The 20,115-nt window shown below is 45.5% G+C and carries 21 protein-coding genes, 1 pseudogene and 1 riboswitch; of the genes and pseudogenes, 18 read left to right on the top strand and 4 right to left on the bottom strand.

Translation table 11 applies throughout. The features are described 5' to 3' along the window. The first annotated feature begins 9 nt into the window (after window positions 1-9). The 13 genes from CPZ25_RS01685 to CPZ25_RS01745 all read left to right on the top strand — a co-directional run bounded on the left by CPZ25_RS01685 (window position 10) and on the right by CPZ25_RS01745 (window position 13,344). A complete protein-coding gene (locus CPZ25_RS01685) occupies window positions 10-1,260 on the top strand; it encodes a pyridoxal phosphate-dependent aminotransferase (protein WP_096919471.1) in 1,251 nt (416 codons plus the stop codon). 24 nt (window positions 1,261-1,284) lie between these two features. Beyond that, complete coding sequence (locus CPZ25_RS01690) at window positions 1,285-2,298, top strand: LacI family DNA-binding transcriptional regulator (protein ID WP_058694908.1); 1,014 nt, start codon at window positions 1,285-1,287, stop codon at window positions 2,296-2,298. 57 nt (window positions 2,299-2,355) lie between these two features. Next, window positions 2,356-3,345: a lipoate--protein ligase gene (gene lplA, locus CPZ25_RS01695; RefSeq protein ID WP_096919472.1), complete on the top strand. Its 990-nt coding sequence runs from the start codon at window positions 2,356-2,358 to the stop codon at window positions 3,343-3,345. A 14-nt stretch (window positions 3,346-3,359) separates the two neighbouring features. Beyond that, window positions 3,360-4,529 (top strand): TraB/GumN family protein, encoded by a 1,170-nt coding sequence (locus CPZ25_RS01700; protein WP_096919473.1) that lies wholly within the window; start codon window positions 3,360-3,362, stop codon window positions 4,527-4,529. 143 nt (window positions 4,530-4,672) lie between these two features. After that, a complete protein-coding gene (locus CPZ25_RS01705; protein WP_096919474.1) occupies window positions 4,673-5,512 on the top strand; it encodes a substrate-binding periplasmic protein in 840 nt (279 codons plus the stop codon). A gap of 73 nt (window positions 5,513-5,585) precedes the next feature. After that, window positions 5,586-6,251, top strand: a complete 666-nt coding sequence (locus CPZ25_RS01710; protein WP_058694904.1) for an amino acid ABC transporter permease — start codon at window positions 5,586-5,588, stop codon at window positions 6,249-6,251. A gap of 12 nt (window positions 6,252-6,263) precedes the next feature. Next, window positions 6,264-7,022, top strand: a complete 759-nt coding sequence (locus tag CPZ25_RS01715) for an amino acid ABC transporter ATP-binding protein (RefSeq protein WP_082669311.1) — start codon at window positions 6,264-6,266, stop codon at window positions 7,020-7,022. Window positions 7,023-7,131: 109 nt separating this feature from the next. Continuing rightward, window positions 7,132-7,977 (top strand): histidinol-phosphatase HisJ, encoded by an 846-nt coding sequence (gene hisJ / locus CPZ25_RS01720; RefSeq protein WP_167495135.1) that lies wholly within the window; start codon window positions 7,132-7,134, stop codon window positions 7,975-7,977. A gap of 5 nt (window positions 7,978-7,982) precedes the next feature. Next, entirely contained in the window at window positions 7,983-8,567 is a 585-nt protein-coding gene (locus tag CPZ25_RS01725; RefSeq protein ID WP_058694902.1) for a helix-hairpin-helix domain-containing protein, read from the top strand. A gap of 153 nt (window positions 8,568-8,720) precedes the next feature. Continuing rightward, entirely contained in the window at window positions 8,721-9,368 is a 648-nt protein-coding gene (locus CPZ25_RS01730) for a helix-turn-helix transcriptional regulator (RefSeq protein ID WP_058694901.1), read from the top strand. After that, window positions 9,352-10,173: a pyruvate, water dikinase regulatory protein gene (locus CPZ25_RS01735; RefSeq protein WP_058694900.1), complete on the top strand. Its 822-nt coding sequence runs from the start codon at window positions 9,352-9,354 to the stop codon at window positions 10,171-10,173. Before CPZ25_RS01730 ends, CPZ25_RS01735 begins: the two co-directional genes overlap by 17 nt. Before the next feature lie 5 nt (window positions 10,174-10,178). Further along, window positions 10,179-12,806 carry a pyruvate, phosphate dikinase gene (ppdK, locus tag CPZ25_RS01740; protein ID WP_096919476.1) on the top strand — a complete coding sequence of 876 codons (2,628 nt, stop codon included), beginning with the start codon at window positions 10,179-10,181 and terminating at the stop codon, window positions 12,804-12,806. Between the two features lie 67 nt (window positions 12,807-12,873). Beyond that, window positions 12,874-13,344: a PDDEXK family nuclease gene (locus CPZ25_RS01745; RefSeq protein WP_058694898.1), complete on the top strand. Its 471-nt coding sequence runs from the start codon at window positions 12,874-12,876 to the stop codon at window positions 13,342-13,344. Window positions 13,345-13,403: 59 nt separating this feature from the next. On the opposite strand, the gene CPZ25_RS01750 is transcribed toward CPZ25_RS01745, so the two are convergent. Continuing rightward, on the bottom strand, window positions 13,404-14,024 hold the full coding sequence (locus CPZ25_RS01750) for a class I SAM-dependent methyltransferase (RefSeq protein WP_096919477.1): 621 nt from the start codon (window positions 14,022-14,024) through the stop codon (window positions 13,404-13,406). Window positions 14,025-14,116: 92 nt separating this feature from the next. After that, a complete protein-coding gene (locus CPZ25_RS01755) occupies window positions 14,117-14,680 on the bottom strand; it encodes a TetR/AcrR family transcriptional regulator (protein WP_074616046.1) in 564 nt (187 codons plus the stop codon). 303 nt (window positions 14,681-14,983) lie between these two features. On the opposite strand from CPZ25_RS01755, the gene CPZ25_RS01760 reads away from it, so the two are divergent. Beyond that, window positions 14,984-15,280 carry a class I SAM-dependent methyltransferase gene (locus tag CPZ25_RS01760; RefSeq protein ID WP_243129332.1) on the top strand — a complete coding sequence of 99 codons (297 nt, stop codon included), beginning with the start codon at window positions 14,984-14,986 and terminating at the stop codon, window positions 15,278-15,280. A 48-nt stretch (window positions 15,281-15,328) separates the two neighbouring features. Here CPZ25_RS01760 and CPZ25_RS20735 read toward each other — a convergent pair. After that, window positions 15,329-15,483: pseudogene (locus tag CPZ25_RS20735) on the bottom strand (phosphoribosylaminoimidazolecarboxamide formyltransferase); the annotation flags it as partial. A gap of 158 nt (window positions 15,484-15,641) precedes the next feature. On the opposite strand from CPZ25_RS20735, the gene CPZ25_RS01770 reads away from it, so the two are divergent. The 4 genes from CPZ25_RS01770 to CPZ25_RS01785 all read left to right on the top strand — a co-directional run bounded on the left by CPZ25_RS01770 (window position 15,642) and on the right by CPZ25_RS01785 (window position 18,991). Next, window positions 15,642-16,607, top strand: coding sequence for a TIM barrel protein (locus tag CPZ25_RS01770; RefSeq protein WP_096919479.1), 966 nt, complete (start codon window positions 15,642-15,644; stop codon window positions 16,605-16,607). A 59-nt stretch (window positions 16,608-16,666) separates the two neighbouring features. After that, a riboswitch (cobalamin riboswitch) is annotated at window positions 16,667-16,826 on the top strand. 108 nt (window positions 16,827-16,934) lie between these two features. After that, entirely contained in the window at window positions 16,935-17,462 is a 528-nt protein-coding gene (locus CPZ25_RS01775; RefSeq protein ID WP_133067073.1) for a DUF2115 family protein, read from the top strand. A gap of 24 nt (window positions 17,463-17,486) precedes the next feature. Beyond that, the gene (locus CPZ25_RS01780; RefSeq protein WP_096919481.1) at window positions 17,487-18,068 is read left to right on the top strand and encodes a DUF2284 domain-containing protein; all 582 of its coding nucleotides are present in this window, start codon (window positions 17,487-17,489) and stop codon (window positions 18,066-18,068) included. A gap of 170 nt (window positions 18,069-18,238) precedes the next feature. After that, window positions 18,239-18,991, top strand: a complete 753-nt coding sequence (locus CPZ25_RS01785; RefSeq protein WP_058694893.1) for a class B sortase — start codon at window positions 18,239-18,241, stop codon at window positions 18,989-18,991. Window positions 18,992-19,057: 66 nt separating this feature from the next. Here the strand turns inward: CPZ25_RS01785 and CPZ25_RS01790 are convergent, their stop codons facing one another. Then, window positions 19,058-19,996 (bottom strand): LysR family transcriptional regulator, encoded by a 939-nt coding sequence (locus CPZ25_RS01790; protein WP_096919482.1) that lies wholly within the window; start codon window positions 19,994-19,996, stop codon window positions 19,058-19,060. Between the last annotated feature and the right edge of the window lie 119 nt (window positions 19,997-20,115).

Below are 20,115 nucleotides of genomic sequence, written 5' to 3' on the forward strand. Positions count from 1 at the left end.
GAATACGAAATGTCACGTATGGTTATTGAAAGTTCTGTCCGGGAGGCCGGAACAGATCCGATTTTTAGAGTTGCAGGCGAAGCTGCACAGAGAACAAAGGAATTGGGAACCGAGGCAGTCATCAATTCAACGATTGGGGCATTGATGGATGATCACGGTGATCTGGTTGCCTTCAAATCCGTATTTGATGTTCTAAAAGGGCTTCCGGATGAGCAGATCTGTGATTATGCGGGGATTCCGGGGATTCCTGAGTTTCTGGATAAGGTGGTAGACGCCTGCTTTAAGTCTTACAGACCGGAAGGCCATATCCGAGCAGTGGCAACGCCTGGCGGAACCGGCGCGGTGCGCCACGCGGTGTGTAATTACACCGAATTTGGCGATCAAATTCTGATTCCAGACTGGTACTGGGCGCCCTACAGCACCATTGCCGATGAAAACAGACGTAAGACCACAACCTTTGAGCTGTTTGATAAAACGGGCAATTTTAATATGGAAGCCTATAAAACGGCGTTTGCTGAGCTGCTTAAAAAGCAGAACAGAGTGCTGAGCATTCTGAATACACCGGCCCACAACCCAACCGGTTACAGTATATCGCTGGATGAATGGAAAGAATTGACAGCGTTTTATATTGAAATGGCAAAAGCCAATCCTGATGCGCGGATCATCATTCTCTGTGACATCGCCTATATTGATTTTGCAGGCAAGGGCGAGGACGCGCGGGCGTTTATGCCGCTGCTTTCTGGACTGCCGGAAAACGTTCTTCCGCTTTACGCCTACAGCGCTTCAAAGGGCTTTACCATGTATGGCCTGAGAAACGGCGCCATTATCTGTGTCGCGCCGACTGAGGAGATTGCAGAAGAATTTGCGGCTGCCTGCGCTTATTCCAACCGCGGCACCTGGTCAAACGGAACCCGCGGCGCAATGCAGACGCTGGCAGACATCATGTCTGATGACAATCTGCGCGACCGCTTTATCGCAGAGCAGGATTTCCACAAGGGAATCTTACAAAAGCGCGCTAAGGCATTCCTTGACGAGGCGGACAGAATTGGTTTAAAGCTTTGTAATTATTGTGATGGATTCTTTATCAGCATCCCATGTGAAGATCCAAAGGCTGTCAGCGATCTGCTGATGGAAAAAAATGTATTTATTGTCGCGCTGGCAAAGGGCTTACGTTTTGCACCATGTGCCGTATCCGAAGAAAAATGCCGCAAAGCGCCGCAGCTGATCTTAGACGCTATTAAGCAAGTAGCAGGATGCTAAAAATAAATAAACGGAGGTGTTATTTTGAAAGTAAAAATTGTTGATGTTGCAAAAGAAGCAAACGTATCGGTGGCAACAGTATCGCGTGTTGTAAACAACATTCCCTTGGTCAACGAAGAGACAAAGGAACGCGTGTTGGAAGCCATTAAAAAGACTGGGTACAAGCCCAACGCCATTGCGCGAAGCCTGAAAATCCAGAAGACCAACACTCTGGGAATCATGATCCCGGATATCACCAACCCTTTCTATACAGAAATGGTGCGTGGGGCAGAGGATGTCTGTGGTATTTACAATTACAACATTATCCTGAGTAATACAGACTTTGATCACGAAAAAGAACAGAACTCCCTGGGCGTTCTTGTTGAAAAACAGTGTGACGGGATCATCTATGTCGGCAAGCATCTGACCGATGAACTGAGAGACGACCTGATCGACGCCCCGAGCGAGATTGTTCTGGGCTGTGTGCCGGATGAATCTGGACAGCTGAGCGGCGTCTTGATTGACAATGAAGCCGCGGCCTATGACTTGACCATTGAGTGCCTGAAGATGGGCCACACCAAATTCGCGATTTTCTATGATGAATATAAAGAAGGCTATATTAACCAAAAGCGCCTTCAGGGGATCAAGAAAGCCCTTGGCGAATGGAATGTGGAGCTGGACGAAGACCTCGTCTATTTTGGAAGCCAGAGCACACTGGGCGGCTATCACATGATGGAAGAAGCCCTGGCCAGCGGAAGGGAATTCACCAATGTATTCTGCTTCAATGACCAGATCGCTTTAGGCGCAATGCGTGCAGCTGAGGATAACGGAAAGGTTATTCCGGACGATGTGAGCATCTGCGGCTTTAATAACTTCTGGATCGCAGAGTGGACCAGACCCCAGATCACAACTGTTGGCCAGCCAATGTATGATATTGGAGCGATTGCCACAAGAATGCTGATCAAAATGTGCGAAAAGGAAGAACGGGAAACAAAAACCGTCTTTGTTCCTTACGAAATGCTGATGCGCAATTCTGTTAAAAATCTGAAAAGTGAATAAAAAAAGCTATCGGCTGTCTTGATGGGCAGCCGATCCATGTATTTGAGGATATTAAAAATGATTTTTATTAATAATACTTACAGCACGGACCCGACGTTTAATTTGGCATTTGAAGAATATGTCTTCGAATCCATGGACCAGAATGAAACTTATTTTATGTTATGGCAGAATGACCATGCGATCATTGTCGGCAAGCATCAGAATACGATTGAGGAGATCAATCAGGATTTTGTCAAGGAACAGGGTATCAAGGTGGTTCGCCGTTTAACCGGCGGAGGCGCTGTTTACCATGATCTGGGCAATCTGAACTTTACCTTCATCGTGAACAATGATTCCGGTAAGCCTTTTGATTTCCAGTCCTTTACAAGGCCGGTTGTCAAAGCACTGCAGAGCTTAGGCGTCAACGCCGAGTTTAATGGGCGCAACGACATTACCATTGACGGAAAGAAATTTTCAGGCAATTCCCAGTATGCCAAGCGCGGCAGAGTTCTCCACCACGGAACGGTTCTTTTCAATTCAAAGCTGGATACTGTCCAAAACGCCTTAAAGGTGAAAAAGGATAAAATTGAGTCAAAGGGCGTAAAATCCGTCAAAAGCAGGGTGACCAATATTGCGGACTATCTGGAGCCGGGTTTTACGCTGGAAGATTTCAAGAAAGCCCTTGTCAGCTATATGTTTGAGGACGGCGAGCTTGAAGAGCGCAGTCTCACTGAAGCGGATATCACCGCCATCAAGAAGCTGCAGGAAGAAAAGTACGCCACCTGGGAATGGAATTACGGCCGATCACCGGAATACAACCTGAGAAGAGAAAGAAAATACCCTTGCGGTCTTGTAACTGTTTTAATGACCGTCGATAGGGGTATTATTAAAGATATACACTTCTACGGTGATTTCTTTGGCAATGGCGACATCACAAAGCTTGAAAAACAGCTGGTGGGGTCAAAGCCAGAGGAAGGTGTTCTGCGCCGCCTGCTCAAGGATAATGATCTGTCGGATTACATCAATGGCATGACAGATGATGAGTTTATCGATCTGATGCTTTATTAGGGAGTGGTGGACGATTGGAATCAGAAAATATAACGCGCCTGCAGGTAAATGACAAAGAGATCATTTTGATCGGCACTGCGCATGTATCCCCCACAAGTGTATCCGAGGTAAAGGACCTTATCGAGACGGAATGTCCCGATTCTGTCTGCATCGAGCTGGATGCAGGCAGATATGAGTCTATGAACCAAAAAGAGCAGTGGGCAGATACCGACATTGTAAAAGTAATAAAGGATGGCAAGGCAGGCTTTTTATTTGCCAATATCATCTTGTCAAATTACCAGAGAAAGCTTGCGGAGCAGTTTGACATCCGCTCTGGCCAGGAGATGATGCAGGGGATTGAATCCGCTGAAAAGTGCGGTGCCCAGCTTGTGCTGGCAGACCGCAGCATCCAGGTTACTTTTAACCGTATCTGGAAGGGCTGCAGCCTCTGGGAAAAGATGAAGCTGCTGACCACCATCATCATGAGCATCATTGATGATGAGGAGATTACCGAAGATGAGCTTGAGGAATTGAAAACCGAGGACATGCTGTCAGCCGCGCTGTCCGAGCTTGGAAATTCCTTCAAGGGTGTAAAAAAATATCTGGTCGACGAGCGGGATCAGTACCTGGCGTATAAGATCAAAAACGCTCCGGGTAAAAAGGTGGTCGCGGTGCTGGGGGCGGCGCATGTCCCGGGAATCAGGGAAGAGATTTACAAGGATCAGGATATTACAGAGCTTGAGTCCTTACCGCCAAAGTCAAAGGCTGGTAAGATCATCGGCTGGTCAATCCCGGTTTTGCTGGTTCTTCTGGTATTGGCTACCTTTACGGTCAACCCCGGTTCGGGCTGGGAGCAAACGCGTAACTGGCTTTTGTGGACTGCGTCGCTGGCTGGTGTTGGCGCGCTTTTGGCAGGAGGGCATATCCTGTCAATTCTGACCGCCATTGTTGCGGCTCCGATTTCCGCTTTAAGCCCTGTTTTGGCCGCCGGATGGTTTTCCGGCATCACAGAGGCGCATTTCAGAAAGCCCAAGGTGGAGGATTTTGAATCTCTGCCCAAAGATCTTGGCTCTCTAAAAGGCCTGTGGCATAATAAGGTGACCAAAATACTGTTGGTGGTCATTCTGACCAATGTCGGATGCGCCATTGGAAACATTACGGGCAGCCTCAACATTATCGGTATTTTTATACAAACATTCTCCTGACAATTCCGATATATCGCATAAATAATTGTATAAACATGCAAAAAAATGAAAAAACAAGGTGTTTTTATAAAAAATACTTGTGTATGTATACAATATGCGATATAATGCTTTTAATCAATTTTCGTAAACAAAAGGAGGAAATGATGAAAAAGAAATTTTTGGTGTTGTCTTTGGCATTTATGCTGGTGTTCTCTGTGACATTGGCTGGTTGTAGTGGTAACGGTAAAGGCGATTCTGCCTCAAACGACGATCCGATTGCAGACGGTACTCTTTCTGTTGCTGTTGATGATACCTATCTTCCGATGGAATTCAGGGATGATCAGAACAATCTGGTCGGCTTTGACGTGGATCTCGCAAAAGCTATTGGTGAAGACCTTGGTGTAAAGGTTGACTTTACAACCGTGGCCTGGGATGGTATCTTTAACGGCTTAAACGCAAAGCAGTACGACGCGATTATCTCCAGTACCAGTATTACCCCGGAACGACAGGAAGGTTTCAATCAGACAAATCCTTACGTATCCAACGGTATTGTCATCGTATCGCGCAAGGATGCTACCCCTGTAAAAACCTTTGAAGAGCTCGCCGGTAAAACTGTGGGCGTGCAGCTGGCTACCACCGCTGATAACGGCGCTCAGAAGCTGAAGGAACAGACAGGAACGAATGTACAAATCAAGCAGTATGACGGTATGTTAGACGCGTTCGCCGCTCTTGAAGGAAAACAGATTGATAATGTTATGACCGATGTAGGCGTAGCCATGTACTATGTGGCCCAGAAGCCAGAGCTGTTTGAGGTAACATCTGAAGTTTTAACCAATGAACCAATTGCGGTTACTGTACGTAAAGGTGAAGATGCATTTACCGAAAAATTAAATGAAACATTGAAAAAATTACAAGAAAATGGTACAATGACAGAGATTTCTATGAAATGGTTTGGAGAAGATATGACAGATAATATCAACTCTGAAATCAAAGTCATTGAATAATCCATAGAAAAAAACGGTGATAAGTTCGGCAAACCACTTTGCCGGACTTGTTACTTAAGAAGGAGCGATTAATTTGTTAAACCAAACCCAGTTGTGGGCGATTTTTGACGGAACGATTGTTACCCTTGAGATTGCGATTGTCGCGATTATCTTCGGTGCAATTTTTGGGGTGATCATAGCCCTGGGAAGAATCTCAAAGAATAAGATTCTGAATGGACTTTCATGGTTCTATATCTGGTTCTTCAGAGGAACACCACTCTTACTGCAATTATTCATTATCTTTTACGCGGTACCGATTGTTTATCTGGATATGACCGGCGCGACCTTTGAAATTGATCCGATGATCTGCGCGTTCATTACCTTTTCCCTGAATTCTACAGCTTATCTCGCAGAAATTATCCGTGCGGCCATTGAATCCATTGACCATGGACAAATGGAGGCTGCCAAAGCTTTGGGAATGAGCTATAAACAGGCGATGAGTAAGATCATTATTCCCCAGACTTTTAAACGTCTGGTAGCCCCAGTTGGTAACGAACTGATCATGCTCTTAAAGGATACCTCACTTGTCTCCACAATTGCTCTGTTCGATTTACTTAGGACAGTCAAAACAATGGCCAGTGCCACAGGTAGTTGGGTCTACTATATCTACGCGGCCGTCATTTATCTTTTCCTGACAACCATCCTTCAGGTGGTATTCGACAAATTGGAAAATAAGCTTGGCGTATATGAAAAGAGATAGGTGGTAACAACAATGAGTATGGTAAAATTAGTCAATGTAAAAAAATCCTTTGGCTCCCTTGAGGTTTTAAAGGGAATCGATTTTGAAGTAGCATCCGGTGAGGTAGTCTGTATCATCGGGCCCAGCGGCTCCGGCAAGAGTACAATGCTACGCTGCCTTAACCGCCTGGAACGCATTACAGAAGGCGAAATCTATATTGAAGACGAGCTGATGGAAAAGCGTAAAAACGGAAAAGATTTGGAAAAAATTGACCCTGAAAAACTACAGAATCTTTGCTGTGATTTAGGAATGGTCTTCCAGAACTTTAACTTGTTCCCACATCTATCCGTTTTAGATAATATCACGATTGCCCCCAGGATTGTGCGCAAGGCTGATTCAGCCGAGACACAGAAGCGGGCTTTAGAGCTGTTAGACATGGTTGGGCTTGCCGATAAACGGGATGAATACCCGGTGCGACTGTCCGGCGGACAGCAGCAGCGTGTTGCCATTGCGAGAGCGCTGGCGATGAACCCGAAGATCATGCTGTTTGATGAACCGACCTCAGCCCTTGACCCTGAGCTGGTAGGGGAAGTACTTTCCACCATGCAGGAGCTGGCCAATGATGGAATGACAATGCTCATCGTAACCCACGAAATCGGCTTTGCCCGTGAAGTGGCAGACCGTGTCATTTTTATGGACGAAGGTGTTATCTGTGAACAGGGAACACCCCAGGAAGTTATTCTTAACCCGCAGGAAGAACGTACACAGAGCTTCTTGAATAAGATTCTTTAGTGGTGTAATGTATTTCAAAAAATGCCCTTAGGGGCTTTTTTTTATACATCTTTTTATGCTACAATAATAAAGATGTCGCATTTCAGATATGTTTTCTAAAGGAGGCGCTATGGTACACTCAAATTATCATATTCATTCGAACTATTGTGATGGCAAAAATTCATTGGAAGAGATGGTGCAGGCAGCTATTCAGGCAGGGCTCACCAGTATTGGCTTTACTGGCCATGCGCCGCTGCCCTATGAGAACGACTGGACCATGAAAAAGGAAACCGTCCGCTGTTATATGGACGATGTCCGGACTCTGGCGGAAAAGTATCAGGAAGAAATCGACATTAGTCTGGGCATGGAAATTGACTATTTCATCAGCAATGAGGACATCAGCAGTGATTCAAAGGCGCTTATCCCAGAGCTGGATTTTTTCATTGGCTCGATCCACACCATTGGAAAGATGAAAAATGGCTTGATGGCAGATGTTGATTATACTCCCGAAATCTTTGAAACAGGGATAAAGGACTGTTTTGACGGCTCAGTCCAGGCCTTTGTCCAGCGTTATTATGAAGCACTGGGTAACATGGCCCTCAGGGTTCGGCCCGATATCATCGGTCATATGGATATTATTAAGAAAAACAATGTGGATAACCGTTTTTTTGACGACCGGGAGCCCTGGTACCAGGAAGCCGCAAAGGCATGCCTTGATAAGATTAAAGCTTCAGGCTCAATCATCGAGGTGAACACCGGCGGAATGATACGTTACGGAGACCGCTGCCTCTATCCAGAACAATGGCTGATGGAATCAATCTTAGAAAAGGAGATTCCAATCACGCTAAACGGCGATTCACATACGACAGCGGGAATCAGCTATGCTTATGAGGAAGTTTCAGCGCTGCTCAAAAAAGTCGGCTTTAAAGCCATTATGGTGCGAAAAAATGGCATCTGGGCTCAGGAAAGCATCTGAGCGTCATGGAAAAACATAAGAACCTGAAAAGATGGATATATGTCGGCGCCATGGCGGCAGCTTTGATTGTCTTTGTTCTGTGGCTCTTTTTTCAAGAGGACAGCCGGCAGAAAGCGGTATTAAAAGCCTCGGATACCGAAGCGGTTCAGACCGAAAACAGCCCGGGAGACACCGCGGAGATTTATGTGCATATCACCGGAGCTGTCAATAACCCTGGCGTCATCAGACTGGCCCCAGGATCAAGATTGATCGACGCCATCGAAAAGCTGGGCGGCCTAACAGAAAACGCGGATACCGACAGCGTTAACCTCGCATCAGTACTGGAGGATGAGGATAAAATCCACATTTACACCAGAGAGGAGACAGCAGAGACAGGCGCCGTGAGTGCGTCTGGTACAGGAAGGGTCAACATCAATACAGCCAGTCTGGAGGATTTGAAAACCCTGCCTGGAATCGGTGACGCTATCGGGAAGAGCATCATTGATTACCGCGAGAAAAATGGTGCCTTTAAATCCTTAGAAGATTTAAAGGAGGTTGACCGCATCGGTGACAAAGTTTTTGACAAGCTGAAGGATTCAATCACACTGTAAAATTATTTTTTTACGAGTTTGTGAAAAGGTTGACAAAGTTTTAACAAAATAATAAGATGAAATGACAGAAAAGTATCAGGATTAGTTATTTACTTTTTGGCCATATGTGTTATACTTTATAATATAAAAGTTACATGAATGGTAGGTGGTTGAATGGAGCTATCAGAAAGACAGAATCGAATTGTAGAAATTGTTAAGGCGCGCGAGCCAGTAAAAAGTGTCGAGATTGCAGAGCAGCTTGGGGTCAACCGGGCGACGATCCGGCCTGATTTAAAGGTGCTTACCATGATGGGCATCCTGGAGGCAAAGCGAAAAGTCGGGTATAATTATACGGGGCGTTCGCTGCTGCATGTTATGGGCAGCTACATTAAAACCATCAGTGTCATGGACATCCAGTCTGAGCCAACAATCGTTGAGGAAGACACAACCATTTATGACGGAATAATCACCATGTTTACGAAAGACGCCGGAACGCTCTATGTGGTGAATGGCAAATACCTGTCCGGCATTGTCTCGCGTAAGGATTTTATCAAGTCGATGATTGGCAGAAAGGATGTTGAGACCCTGCCGATTCCGATTATCATGACCCGAATGCCCAACATAGTCTATCTGGAGGAACACGAATCGGTTTATGACGCCGCGGTTAAGACCATGGAATACGAAGTCGAATCGCTGCCCATTGTAAAAAAAGAAATGGATGAAAAGAACAACCTGCGTTTAATCCTGCTCGGGAAGGTTTCCCGGACCAATATTACACGTTATGTTGTGAATTTAGGTAAAGACGATGATACGAATGAATGACAACAAGCCTTTAACTCTGTACGTTGTCTCCGATTCCCTTGGCGAACCGGGTGAAGTATTGGCAAAGGCGGGTAGAGGCCATTTTGAGAACTCGATTGAGGATGTTAGGGTTTTTTCCTTTGTCCATGAAAAGAGAGAGATTGATCAGATTTTAGCTGAGGCGAAGGGCAAAAACGCTCTGATCGTCTGTACGATCACAACGCCGGAGTTATTAAAGTGCGTTAAAGAGAGTGCAAAAGAAAAGAAGGTGCCGGTTTACGACGTGTTGGATCCATTTTTAGATGAACTGAGGATTTTAACAGGCGTTAAACCGAATCTTGACCCTTTCAGCAGAAGCAAGCTGGATGAGGATTATTTTAAAAAGGTGGAAGCCATCGAGTTTGCCGTCAAATATGACGATGGAAAACGCATGGATCATCTTAACAAGGCAGACATTATTCTGCTTGGAGTTTCACGAACCTCAAAGACGCCGATCAGTATTTATCTGGCAAACAATAATTTTAAGGTTGCCAACATACCGGTTATGCCTGAGGTAGAACCGCCAAGAGAACTTTTTGAGATATCTAATCAAAAGATCTTCGGATTGATTTTAAATCCCAATAAGCTTGTCAGCATCAGAGAAGAGCGTTTAAAAACCATGAAGCTTACCGGAGATTCAAATTATGCCAGTTTAAAAAGAGTGGAATATGAGCTTGACAAGGCTCAGGAGCTCTTTGATAAATTAGGGTGTACGGTTATCGACGTTACATCCAAAGCAATTGAAGAAATTGCGAATTTCATACTTGCAACCATTATGAGGAGGTAGTCAATATGGATAAAAAATGGGTTTATTTATTTAGTGATGGCAATGCGGACATGCGGAACCTATTAGGTGGAAAGGGTGCGAATCTGGCGGAAATGACGCGAATCGGCCTGCCAGTGCCACAGGGTTTTACCGTTTCGACTGAAGCGTGTATCGAGTATCTGAAGGAAAACAAGCTGACTTATGAAATGATCGGCCAGATCAACAGCCATATGTCTGTTCTGGAAGATATTACCAAGAAAAAATTCGGCAATAAAGACAATCCTTTGCTGGTATCCGTACGCTCCGGCGCGAGAATCTCAATGCCTGGTATGATGGACACCATCTTAAATCTTGGCCTTAATGATGAAACCGTTGTAGGTCTGGCTGAAAAGACAGCCAATGAACGTTTCGCCTATGACAGTTACCGTCGTTTTATCCAGATGTTCGGCGATGTTGTGCAGGAAATTGACAAAAACAAATTTGAAAACGTTCTGGATGAAATTAAAGAACGTGAAGGTTTCCAGATTGACACACAGCTGACAACCGATCACCTGCAGGAAGTTGTAGGGCGCTATAAAGAAATTGTTTTAGCCGAAACAGGTAAACCTTTTCCGCAGGACCCGAATGTACAGCTGTTGATGGCTGTTGAAGCAGTATTCAGATCCTGGAACAATCCACGCGCATTTGTCTATCGTGACATGAATGATATTCCGCACGATATCGGGACAGCTGTCAACGTGCAGTCAATGGTATTTGGCAACATGGGTGATGACTCAGGTACTGGCGTTGCTTTCACAAGAAATCCGGCAACAGGCGAAAATAAGCTCTTCGGCGAATTCCTGGTAAACGCCCAGGGCGAAGACGTTGTTGCAGGTATCCGTACCCCTCGTGAAATCGATGAACTCAGAAAAATTATGCCTTTAGTTTACAAGCAGTTTCACGATACTGCAGAACTCCTTGAAAAACACTACAAAGACATGCAGGATATGGAATTTACCGTTGAAAAGGGCCAGCTGTACATGCTCCAGACCCGTAATGGTAAAAGAACTGCCCCGGCTGCGCTCAGAATCGCAGTGGAAATGGAAGAAGAAGGCCTCATCACTAAAGAAGAAGCCGTTATGCGCATTGAGCCGTTATCCTTAGACCAGCTGCTCCACCCGACCTTTGACGAAGTCGCGCTGAAAGAAGCCGTCGTTCTGGCAAGCGGCCTGCCAGCCTCACCAGGCGCTGCCACCGGTAAGGTCTACTTTACAGCAGAAGAAGCAAAAGCCGCAGCAGAAAACGGTGAGGAAGTAATCCTGGTCAGAAAGGAAACCTCCCCCGAAGATATCGAAGGCATGTACGCTGCCAACGGCATCCTGACAGCCCGCGGTGGTATGACCTCACACGCGGCGGTTGTTGCGCGCGGCATGGGTAAGTGCTGTGTTGCAGGCTGTGAGGACGCAAAGGTCGATGAGGACGCCAAGCAGTTCCGTGTCGGTACAGAATATATTTACGAAGGCGATTATATCTCTTTAGACGGCTCCGCCGGTAAGGTTTATAAGGGAAGCATCGGAACAAAGGAACCTGAGCTTTCCGGACATTTTGGACAGCTCATGGAATGGGCAGATTCCTGCAGAACCATGAACGTGCGCACAAACGCCGACACCCCGAGAGACGCCGCTGTAGCGGTAGGCTTTGGTGCAGAAGGGATTGGGCTCTGCCGTACAGAGCACATGTTTTTCAACGAAGACAGAATCCCGAGCGTGCGCCGTATGATCCTGTCAAAGACCAAAGAACAGCGCGAAAAATATCTGGCCGAGTTGCTGCCAATGCAGAAGGAAGACTTTATGGGTATCTACAAAGCCATGAAGGATCTGCCGGTAACCGTCCGTCTGCTGGACCCGCCACTGCATGAATTCCTGCCAACTGAACCGGAAGATATCGAAGCTTTAGCGGGAGATATGGATATGAGTATGGATGAAATGATGAGCACGATCCATGGCCTCGAAGAATTTAACCCGATGCTCGGACACCGAGGCTGCCGTCTTGCAGTCACCTTCCCGGAAATTGCGGTGATGCAGACAAGAGCCATTATGGAAGCTGCCATTGAAGTGAAAAAAGAAGATGGCTACAACATCGTTCCAGAAATCATGATTCCGTTGATCGGCATGAAAGAAGAACTGGACTATGTCGAAAATGTTGTCAGAGAAACCGCAGAAAAGATCAAGGTAGAAAAGGGCTCCGACATTGACTATAAAGTAGGAACCATGATGGAAATCCCAAGAGCAACCCTGATCGCGGATGAAATTGCCGAAAGAGCAGAATTCTTCTCCTTTGGTACCAATGACTTAACTCAGATGACCTATGGCTTCTCCAGAGATGACGCAGGCAAATTCATTGGTGAATACAAAGAAAAGGGCATCCTGCCAAACGACCCGTTCCAGAGTATTGACGTTAATGGCGTTGGCAAGCTGGTAGAAATGGGCGTCAAGCTCGGTCGTTCAACAAAACCAGACCTCAAGATCGGTGTCTGCGGCGAACACGGCGGAGATCCCAAGTCCATTCACTTTTTCCAGCGCGCGGGACTTAACTATGTTTCATGCTCACCATACCGTGTGCCCATCGCGCGCTTAGCTGCTGCGCAGGCTGCACTTGAGATTAAAGAAAAATAAAATAACGAATTGATAAAAACGCTGGCCTGCTATTTATAACAGACCAGCGTTTTTAAAGGAGGAACCCATGGCTTATGGAAAACAGACAGAAAAGAATAAACCAACCTTAAAAGACTTTGAAGAACAAACTTCACCCCAGGAAAAAAAGCTGTGGAACGAGTATCTAAAAACTTATCCTGAGCCCTTTAAACGCAGCGCACTGCCGGGCTTTGACGGCTTTCTTTTCTTTTGCCCCTCCGCCAAACTGGTGGTGGAGCTGGAGAAATTTAAGCAGTTTGGGGACACCAGCAGCGGCTCACTGGGGAAAAAGGGCGACGCCCTCAGAGACTTAGGTTTAAAACGCATCGCCTATACCTACCGCGAAATTGATACCGATTTTGAGGGAACCTGCTCCGCCATCGACCGGGCCGTCAAACGGGAGATCAGCCAGATGAGCTTGGTAGAGATCAAAAAGCCTGTGCGCCTTTCCTTGGATGATGATGACGAGCCCGTGAAGAAAGGGTATAAGATTACCGTCTCCGGCGAGGATGACGAGTGATGGATAATCGGTAAGTAGTAGCGTTGGGGATTATTCCCTGAGGCAGAGTGGGTGGCGCGTTATGAAAGCCTTGCGTTTAAAACAAAGGTTTTATAGTTGGGCTTGGCCCATCCGTAGACCTGAAATCCTTCCTGGCTGAGAAGATCAATGATTTCAGATTTATGGTAGATGTGATGGTCACCGGAATTGCTGTGAGCCATAGCGCTGTTTAAAAAGCCAGTCAACACTTTAAAGGGGGCCGTTGGATCGCCCAGTATGAGGGTCCCGTCTTTTTTTAAAACACGCTGCATCTCACAGATGACCGCTTTTGGGTGGGGGTAGTGGTGAAAGGAAGCATTGCAGATAATCACGTCAAACTTATCGGCCACATAAGGCATTTTTTCGGCGTCACCCACCATAAAATGAACATCGTGCAGCCGTTTTTCGGCCTGAGTGATCATGGCCTCTGAAATGTCCAATCCATAATAATCGGCGTTCAGACGCTTTTGAAGGCGGGCAATGATATTGCCATTGCCACAGCCCAGGTCTAAAACTGTTTTTGGCTTTAAATCAAGGACGCGGTTCACGATATCCTCATACATACATTCGACAAATTTTCCATCATGACTTTGGTCATAATCCTTCGCGGTGCTGTTAAAATAGTCTATAGTGGTCTGCTTAGTGTTCTTGGTATTTTTCATAATAATTCCTCCATTGATTTAGATTCATTGACAAATATTCAATGAATGGTTATTTTTTAACCCGCCTGTAAAGGCGGGGTGTGGTTATGGTGCTATTTTAAGATTAAGGTGAGCATCTGCCGTATAAAAAGATTTTTTTCTTTGACAGAGCCGGCGGCATTGTTAGTGACGGCCATCTGACCGCCCCATATAAAGCGCGACAGCATATGTGCGTCCTGTTTTTCGATTTCTCCGCGCGTCATCAGGCTTTTAATATAGGCTTCAAGATGTGGAAAAATCTCTTTTGACATATATACTTCCAGCTGGGCATGAAAGAGTTCATTGCCGTCTTTATCGAAGAAGTCGCGGTATTTATAGTTTTCTGCTTCGTTTTCGGATGTTGTTTCCAGTATTTTGATACACTCAGCTAACGGCAGCCCGGTCTGTTTAAAAACATCTGCAAAGGGCTTGCTGCACGCCTTGGCGTATTGTGTGAGGGCTTCCTGGTACAGCGCATGCTTGTTTTGAAAATAGTGATAGCACAAGCCGGCTACAACACCTGCCTCTTTAGCAATATCCTTCATTGTTGTGGTCTCGTAGCCTTTTTCTGCGAAAACACGCATGGCAACATCCAGAATTTCCTGTTTTCGGATCTCCGGGTCCTTAGATACTCGCATTTCATCACCTCGCATATAGGATAGCACAGTAATTGAATAAGTGTCAATGATTAAAATTTAATAAAAGAGAAGCCTTAAAAATTTGTTGTGTTGACAAAGTGCAGATAATCTCAGAGATGAAGTCTTCGATAGTTTAAAGTGATGCAAAATATCTGAAAATGTATTTTAGATGTGCTTCCGATTAATAGCCGTAACTAATTAATGAACAATAATAGCATAAAATATAATACAAGACCAGTATTCTCTTGGTTTATACAGTATGATTAATTTGAAGGTAAAATAATAATGTGCAAAGGAGAAAAAGTGAATTCGACCTTAAAATCATCAGGAAAAAACTGGTATAAAGAAATATGGGGCCTGGACATCAAAAACCAGTCGTGGGTAGAAAATACCGTCGATGAAGTTGCGTTTATTATAAAAACCTTAAAATTGAATGGGAAAGAAAAAATCCTCGACATGGCCTGTGGCTTTGGAAGACATTCGTTGGAATTTGCCCGAAGAGGGTATGAGGTTGTCGGCGTGGACATCACTAAAGACTATGTAGATGATGCCATAAAAAGCGCTGATCATGAAAAATTGAAAGAGGAAAGCGCGTCGTAAGCACCTTTTCAGATTACTATGGAAAAGCGGCACTGACCGGCCTTAAAATTAATAATGGAACAAACGGAGTCCGGTCATGACCATAGCAATATTGTATTGATCACAGAATTCAATGACCATGTTATCCCGGACCGAGCCGCCGGATTGGCAATGCAGGTGACGCTGCTTTTGCACATGCGTTCAATGTTGTCGCCAAAGGGGAAAAGGCATCACGTCTTCTTAATCTGGTGTCAATGCTTTTGCAGCGGTAACAGGTATGAAAAGTTTTATGGAGATTGACAAAACAAAGCGTGAAAGCTATGATAAAGACAAGTCAGTCATTTTTTAATTTTGAAAATATGGGAAAAGCGGAGTTGCTAAGATGAAAAAATTGATTAATATGACAGTATTCAGCCATGATATGGATCGGTTTGAAGATCGGGGGGCCTTGAAGGATTTTTACAAATCCCGCGGTCTGGACGGCCTGGAGCTTCAGGTATTGTGGAATGAGCGTCTTCCCGAGAAGATACCTCAGGAGGATGTTGTGGGCGTGCATCTGAGAATGTTCCCTTATTGGCTGGATCTATGGCGTAGTGATGAAGATGCCTTGCTGCAGGAGTTTGATAAGCCGGAAAATTGGGAGGTATATTATGAGGGAAAGGATAAATCCAGTATCCTCAACCGCTTAGAAAAGGAACTGGACATAGCGCAGGCACTGAATGCCGAGTATGTGGTGTTCCATGTCTCGGACTGCCGTTTTACAGAAACTTATCACAATGTTTTTCATTATAGTGACGAGACAGTGATTGACGCAAGCTGTGAAGTGATCAACACGCTTTTGGACGGTAAAAATTACACATTTAAATTCCTGGTCGAAAATCTTTGGTGGCCAGGCCTGACCCTTACCCGACCGGAAATGACAGAACGGCTGCTGAGGGGAATACATACCGCTCAAAAGGGGATTATGTTGGATACCGGCCATTTACTGCATACCAATTTAGAGCTGAGGACAGAAAAGGAAGGCATTGACTACATCAATAAAATGCTCGACGCCCACGGACCGCTTTGCGATTATATCTGTGGGATGCACCTCCAGCAATCCCTCTCAGGGGCCTATGTCCAGAAAATTGCCCAGAATCCGCCGGATTTAAAAGAGTCGTTCTGGGATCGTTTTTGTCAGTGTTCAGAGCATATTTTTAATATTGACGCCCATCTGCCCTTCACACACCCAGAAGTAAATGCACTGATACAGAGAATATCGCCCGAATACCTGACGCTGGAGCTTGTGAGCGCCGACTCGGTTGAGCATGGGCAGAAGCTGGATAGGCAGCTCATGGCCTTAAAGTAGCATTCTCTGGCGCTTTTTCTTGACAAAAACGGCAGAAAGCGATATGATAAAGAAAATTTAATCGTGAAACTGTTCTGTGTAATGGGAAAAGGGTGTGACTCCCTTGCTGTAATCGCAGCTGTAATGCAAAATGCCTCTCAAATAACCACTGCCTGTGGGCGGGAAGGGAGAAGGATGATATTGCAGAGCCAGAAGACCGACTCAGAAGCAGGTTCTTAAAGCTCCGATTTAGAGTAATAGGACAAACCACAAGCAGTCTCGTGTCTTTTTACCTTCTCTGAATCAGAGAAGGTTTTTTTGTGGCCAAAGGAGCGGGAAAGGAAAACAATGACAAAATATGATTTAGTCCTCCAGCTTCAAGAGGAAGCCGAAATGTTTGATCTGGAGGTTTTGATGCAGCAGCGCGAGGAGGTACAGAAGATTAAGTATAAGCCGGGGACGCTGGCACACCAGACCATGCTCAATACCATTTACAATGTAACAGCGTTGATCAGCCTGAAGACAGAGGCTCTGGAAAACTGCGCCATAAAAAGCATCAGTGAAAAGCGGTTACTTGCCTTTGAACGCCTGATTGACCAATACCTGGAAGATTATGCCCTTGGAGGAGAGCTGCAGAGAAGCATGATCAAGCTCGCGTGTACTTATTTGGCTTTTATCGAAGAAAAACCTCTCCACCCTGTAGGAAGCCACTTTGACGGACAGTTTCTGGAGCAGCAGTTTGATCAGTATTACTGTCCTCAAAAGGCCAGAGAGCTACGCAATCCGGACGCACTCTGTCATTTCTGCAGTGCTCACTGCAAAGAGACGCCGGAGACTGGGGATTGTGCTACGGCAGAGAATCGCATCAGTGTGTAAAGCCGTTTTAGATTTGAGGTAACAATGGATAATTTGAGAACAGCATTTAATACGAATGAAAAAATCATGAATCATCCGAGTGTGTTTATGCACCCATCACCGCAGGAAATGGGTGTGAACGAATGCGCTTTTTCAACGACCGATCAGCTGCTTTTTTCAGACCAGACGCGGACTCTGTGCGAGCACAACAGCTGCGGACAATTTGACGCGACATGGGCGTGCCCTCCGGCTGTGGGAAGCTATGAAAGCTGTGTGCTGAAATGTCTCTCCTATAAAAATGTGCTGATTTTTTCTACCGTCGCGGATTTGAAAGGGCGCTATAACGCAAGGGGCTGGCAGGATGCCCGTATCAGACACGAGGCAGTCACGGCCAGAGTAGCTCAGCAGTTTCGGACACATCGGCCGAACAGTCTCGTATTGTCGACAGAAGGGTGTCTGGTCTGTGACGCGTGCACCTACCCACACGAGCCTTGCCGGTATCCAGATAAGCTCTTTCCCTCAGTGGAGGGGTATGGGATTATTGTAATGGATATTGTGATCAAAACTGGCCTGCGTTATACCCATGGCCCGGAAACCCTGACGTATTTCAGCTTTATTCTTTTTTAAGACAAGCACAAAATCCTTTTTGTTATCATTTAAGTCTTTATCAATTTAGAAAGATTTGATATAATGAATAACCATAAAAGGAGGTATGAAGCCTTTGGGTTTTATAAAATCGAGTTGACTAAAATACAAATGCGCAAGGACAGCAGGCCCGAAGGATATAAAACATAAATATGACAAAAAAGAAAGTGAAGAAAAAAAGAAGCGCTGTGCGTGTCGTTGGTGACATTGTCATCATTTTGATCATTCTCGCCCTTTTAGGGGCGGCAGGGTGGATGCTTTATAAAGAGTTCTTTCCAAACAACACACCGATTCTTAAAATGCAGGTCATAAACCGCGAGGATAACAGCATCGACTGGGCGGCATTGCGTGAGGTAAACCCGGAAACCGTTGGCTGGCTGAGTATTGAAGGGACAAATATCGATACCCCTGTAGTACAGACAACCGATAATGATAAATATTTGTATACCTCATTCAACGGCGAGTCGGATGAAAGAGGCGTTCCCTTTTTAGATATGAATTACAAGTGGCAGCCCAGAAGCCAGAATTCGCTGATTTATGGGCATAGCACCATGCGCAGCGGCGTGCATGTCATGTTTGACGATTTGCTTTATTACTATAAAGACCCAAATTTTATTACAGAGCACAATAAAATTGTTTACAGAAGACCGCCAGAACTGGGCGGTGACGGCGTTTGGGAGATCTTTGCCGTGCTGGTGGTTGAGCAGGACTATGATTACAGACAGCTGGAATTTGCCGACGATGAAAGTTTTCTGGCCTATTACCAAAACATAAAAAACCAGAGCATTGTCGCGACCGATGTGAATGTACAGCCAGGTGATGAGATCCTTACACTGTCCACCTGTATCTTTAATGTCGGACTGAACGATGGCCGTTTAGCCGTAATTGCCCGTCGTGTTTCATAAAAACAACGCCGGGTCAAAAAATGTTACAAAAGCCGTATCATTGTGAATACGGCTTTTTTTACTTTCTCAGTCCCATTTTTCAAAGGATTTTATCTTTTCGGTCAGGACCTTAATATATTTCTCGCCGATGGCGCTTAAGCTGTGCTCGTTTCTGAGAATATATCCGGCGTGGAGCCGCTGGTCGTTGTCTAAAAAACGGACAGCCCTTACTTCACTCATGTTGGAATGCATACGGTCAGCATCGCTGTTGGTCAGGTCAGGGCCGATGCTGAAGCAGTTTGTGCCGCGGACAAGGGCGATTTTGGAGCATCGGTCAATGACATGAATGTTTTTATCCCAGATTTCATTAAACAAGATTTCCTCAGAAAAATGCAGCATGTTGTCCTCGCCCTGGTCATAGGTTACGAAGGGGTATTCTTTGAGCATATCCAGCGTCAGGGAGGTGTTTCCGCTCAGGGGGTGCTTTTTCCGCAGGAAAACATAAATGGTGAGCTGCCCCAGCTCACAGAAGGTTAAATTACTGGAATCAAGGAGCTTCTGCATGGTGTTGAGATAGTGCTCGTTAATACATAAAATACCAAGCTCACTGCGCCTGGACGCCACATCGTGTATGACCTCATGGGTTGGGCACTCGCGGATGGCGATGTCATAATGCCTGAGTTCAAGGTCCTCGACAATCTGTATGAAGGACATGACCGAGAAGGGAAGGCGTTGAGTGGAAACAGAAAAACGCATGGGCAGGGTTTTTCGGTGCTTGTACCGCCTTTCAAGATATTCGCTCTGCTCCACAATATCCTTGGCGTGGTTTAGAAAGTCTTGTCCCTCAAAGGTGACCTCAATGCCACGGTTATTTCGTCTGAAAATTGAGATGCCAAGCTGCTGCTCCACCTCACGCACCGCTGTTGAAAGCGTTGACTGTGAGACAAAAAGAGACTTGGCGGCAGCGGAGATCGAGTGGTGCTTTGCGATCTCGACAATGTATTTCATGTTTTGCATAGAGATCATATTTATACTATTCCTTTCCTCTGTTTTAATTATACTATCAAAAAATACGATAGCTGGCAATCAAAAATTGAGTTAATTGCAGTGGTTGTGAATTATCAGATATCGTGATATAATATAGC

Origin of the sequence: Eubacterium maltosivorans (genome assembly GCF_002441855.2) — a bacterium.
Taxonomy (GTDB): domain Bacteria; phylum Bacillota; class Clostridia; order Eubacteriales; family Eubacteriaceae; genus Eubacterium; species Eubacterium maltosivorans.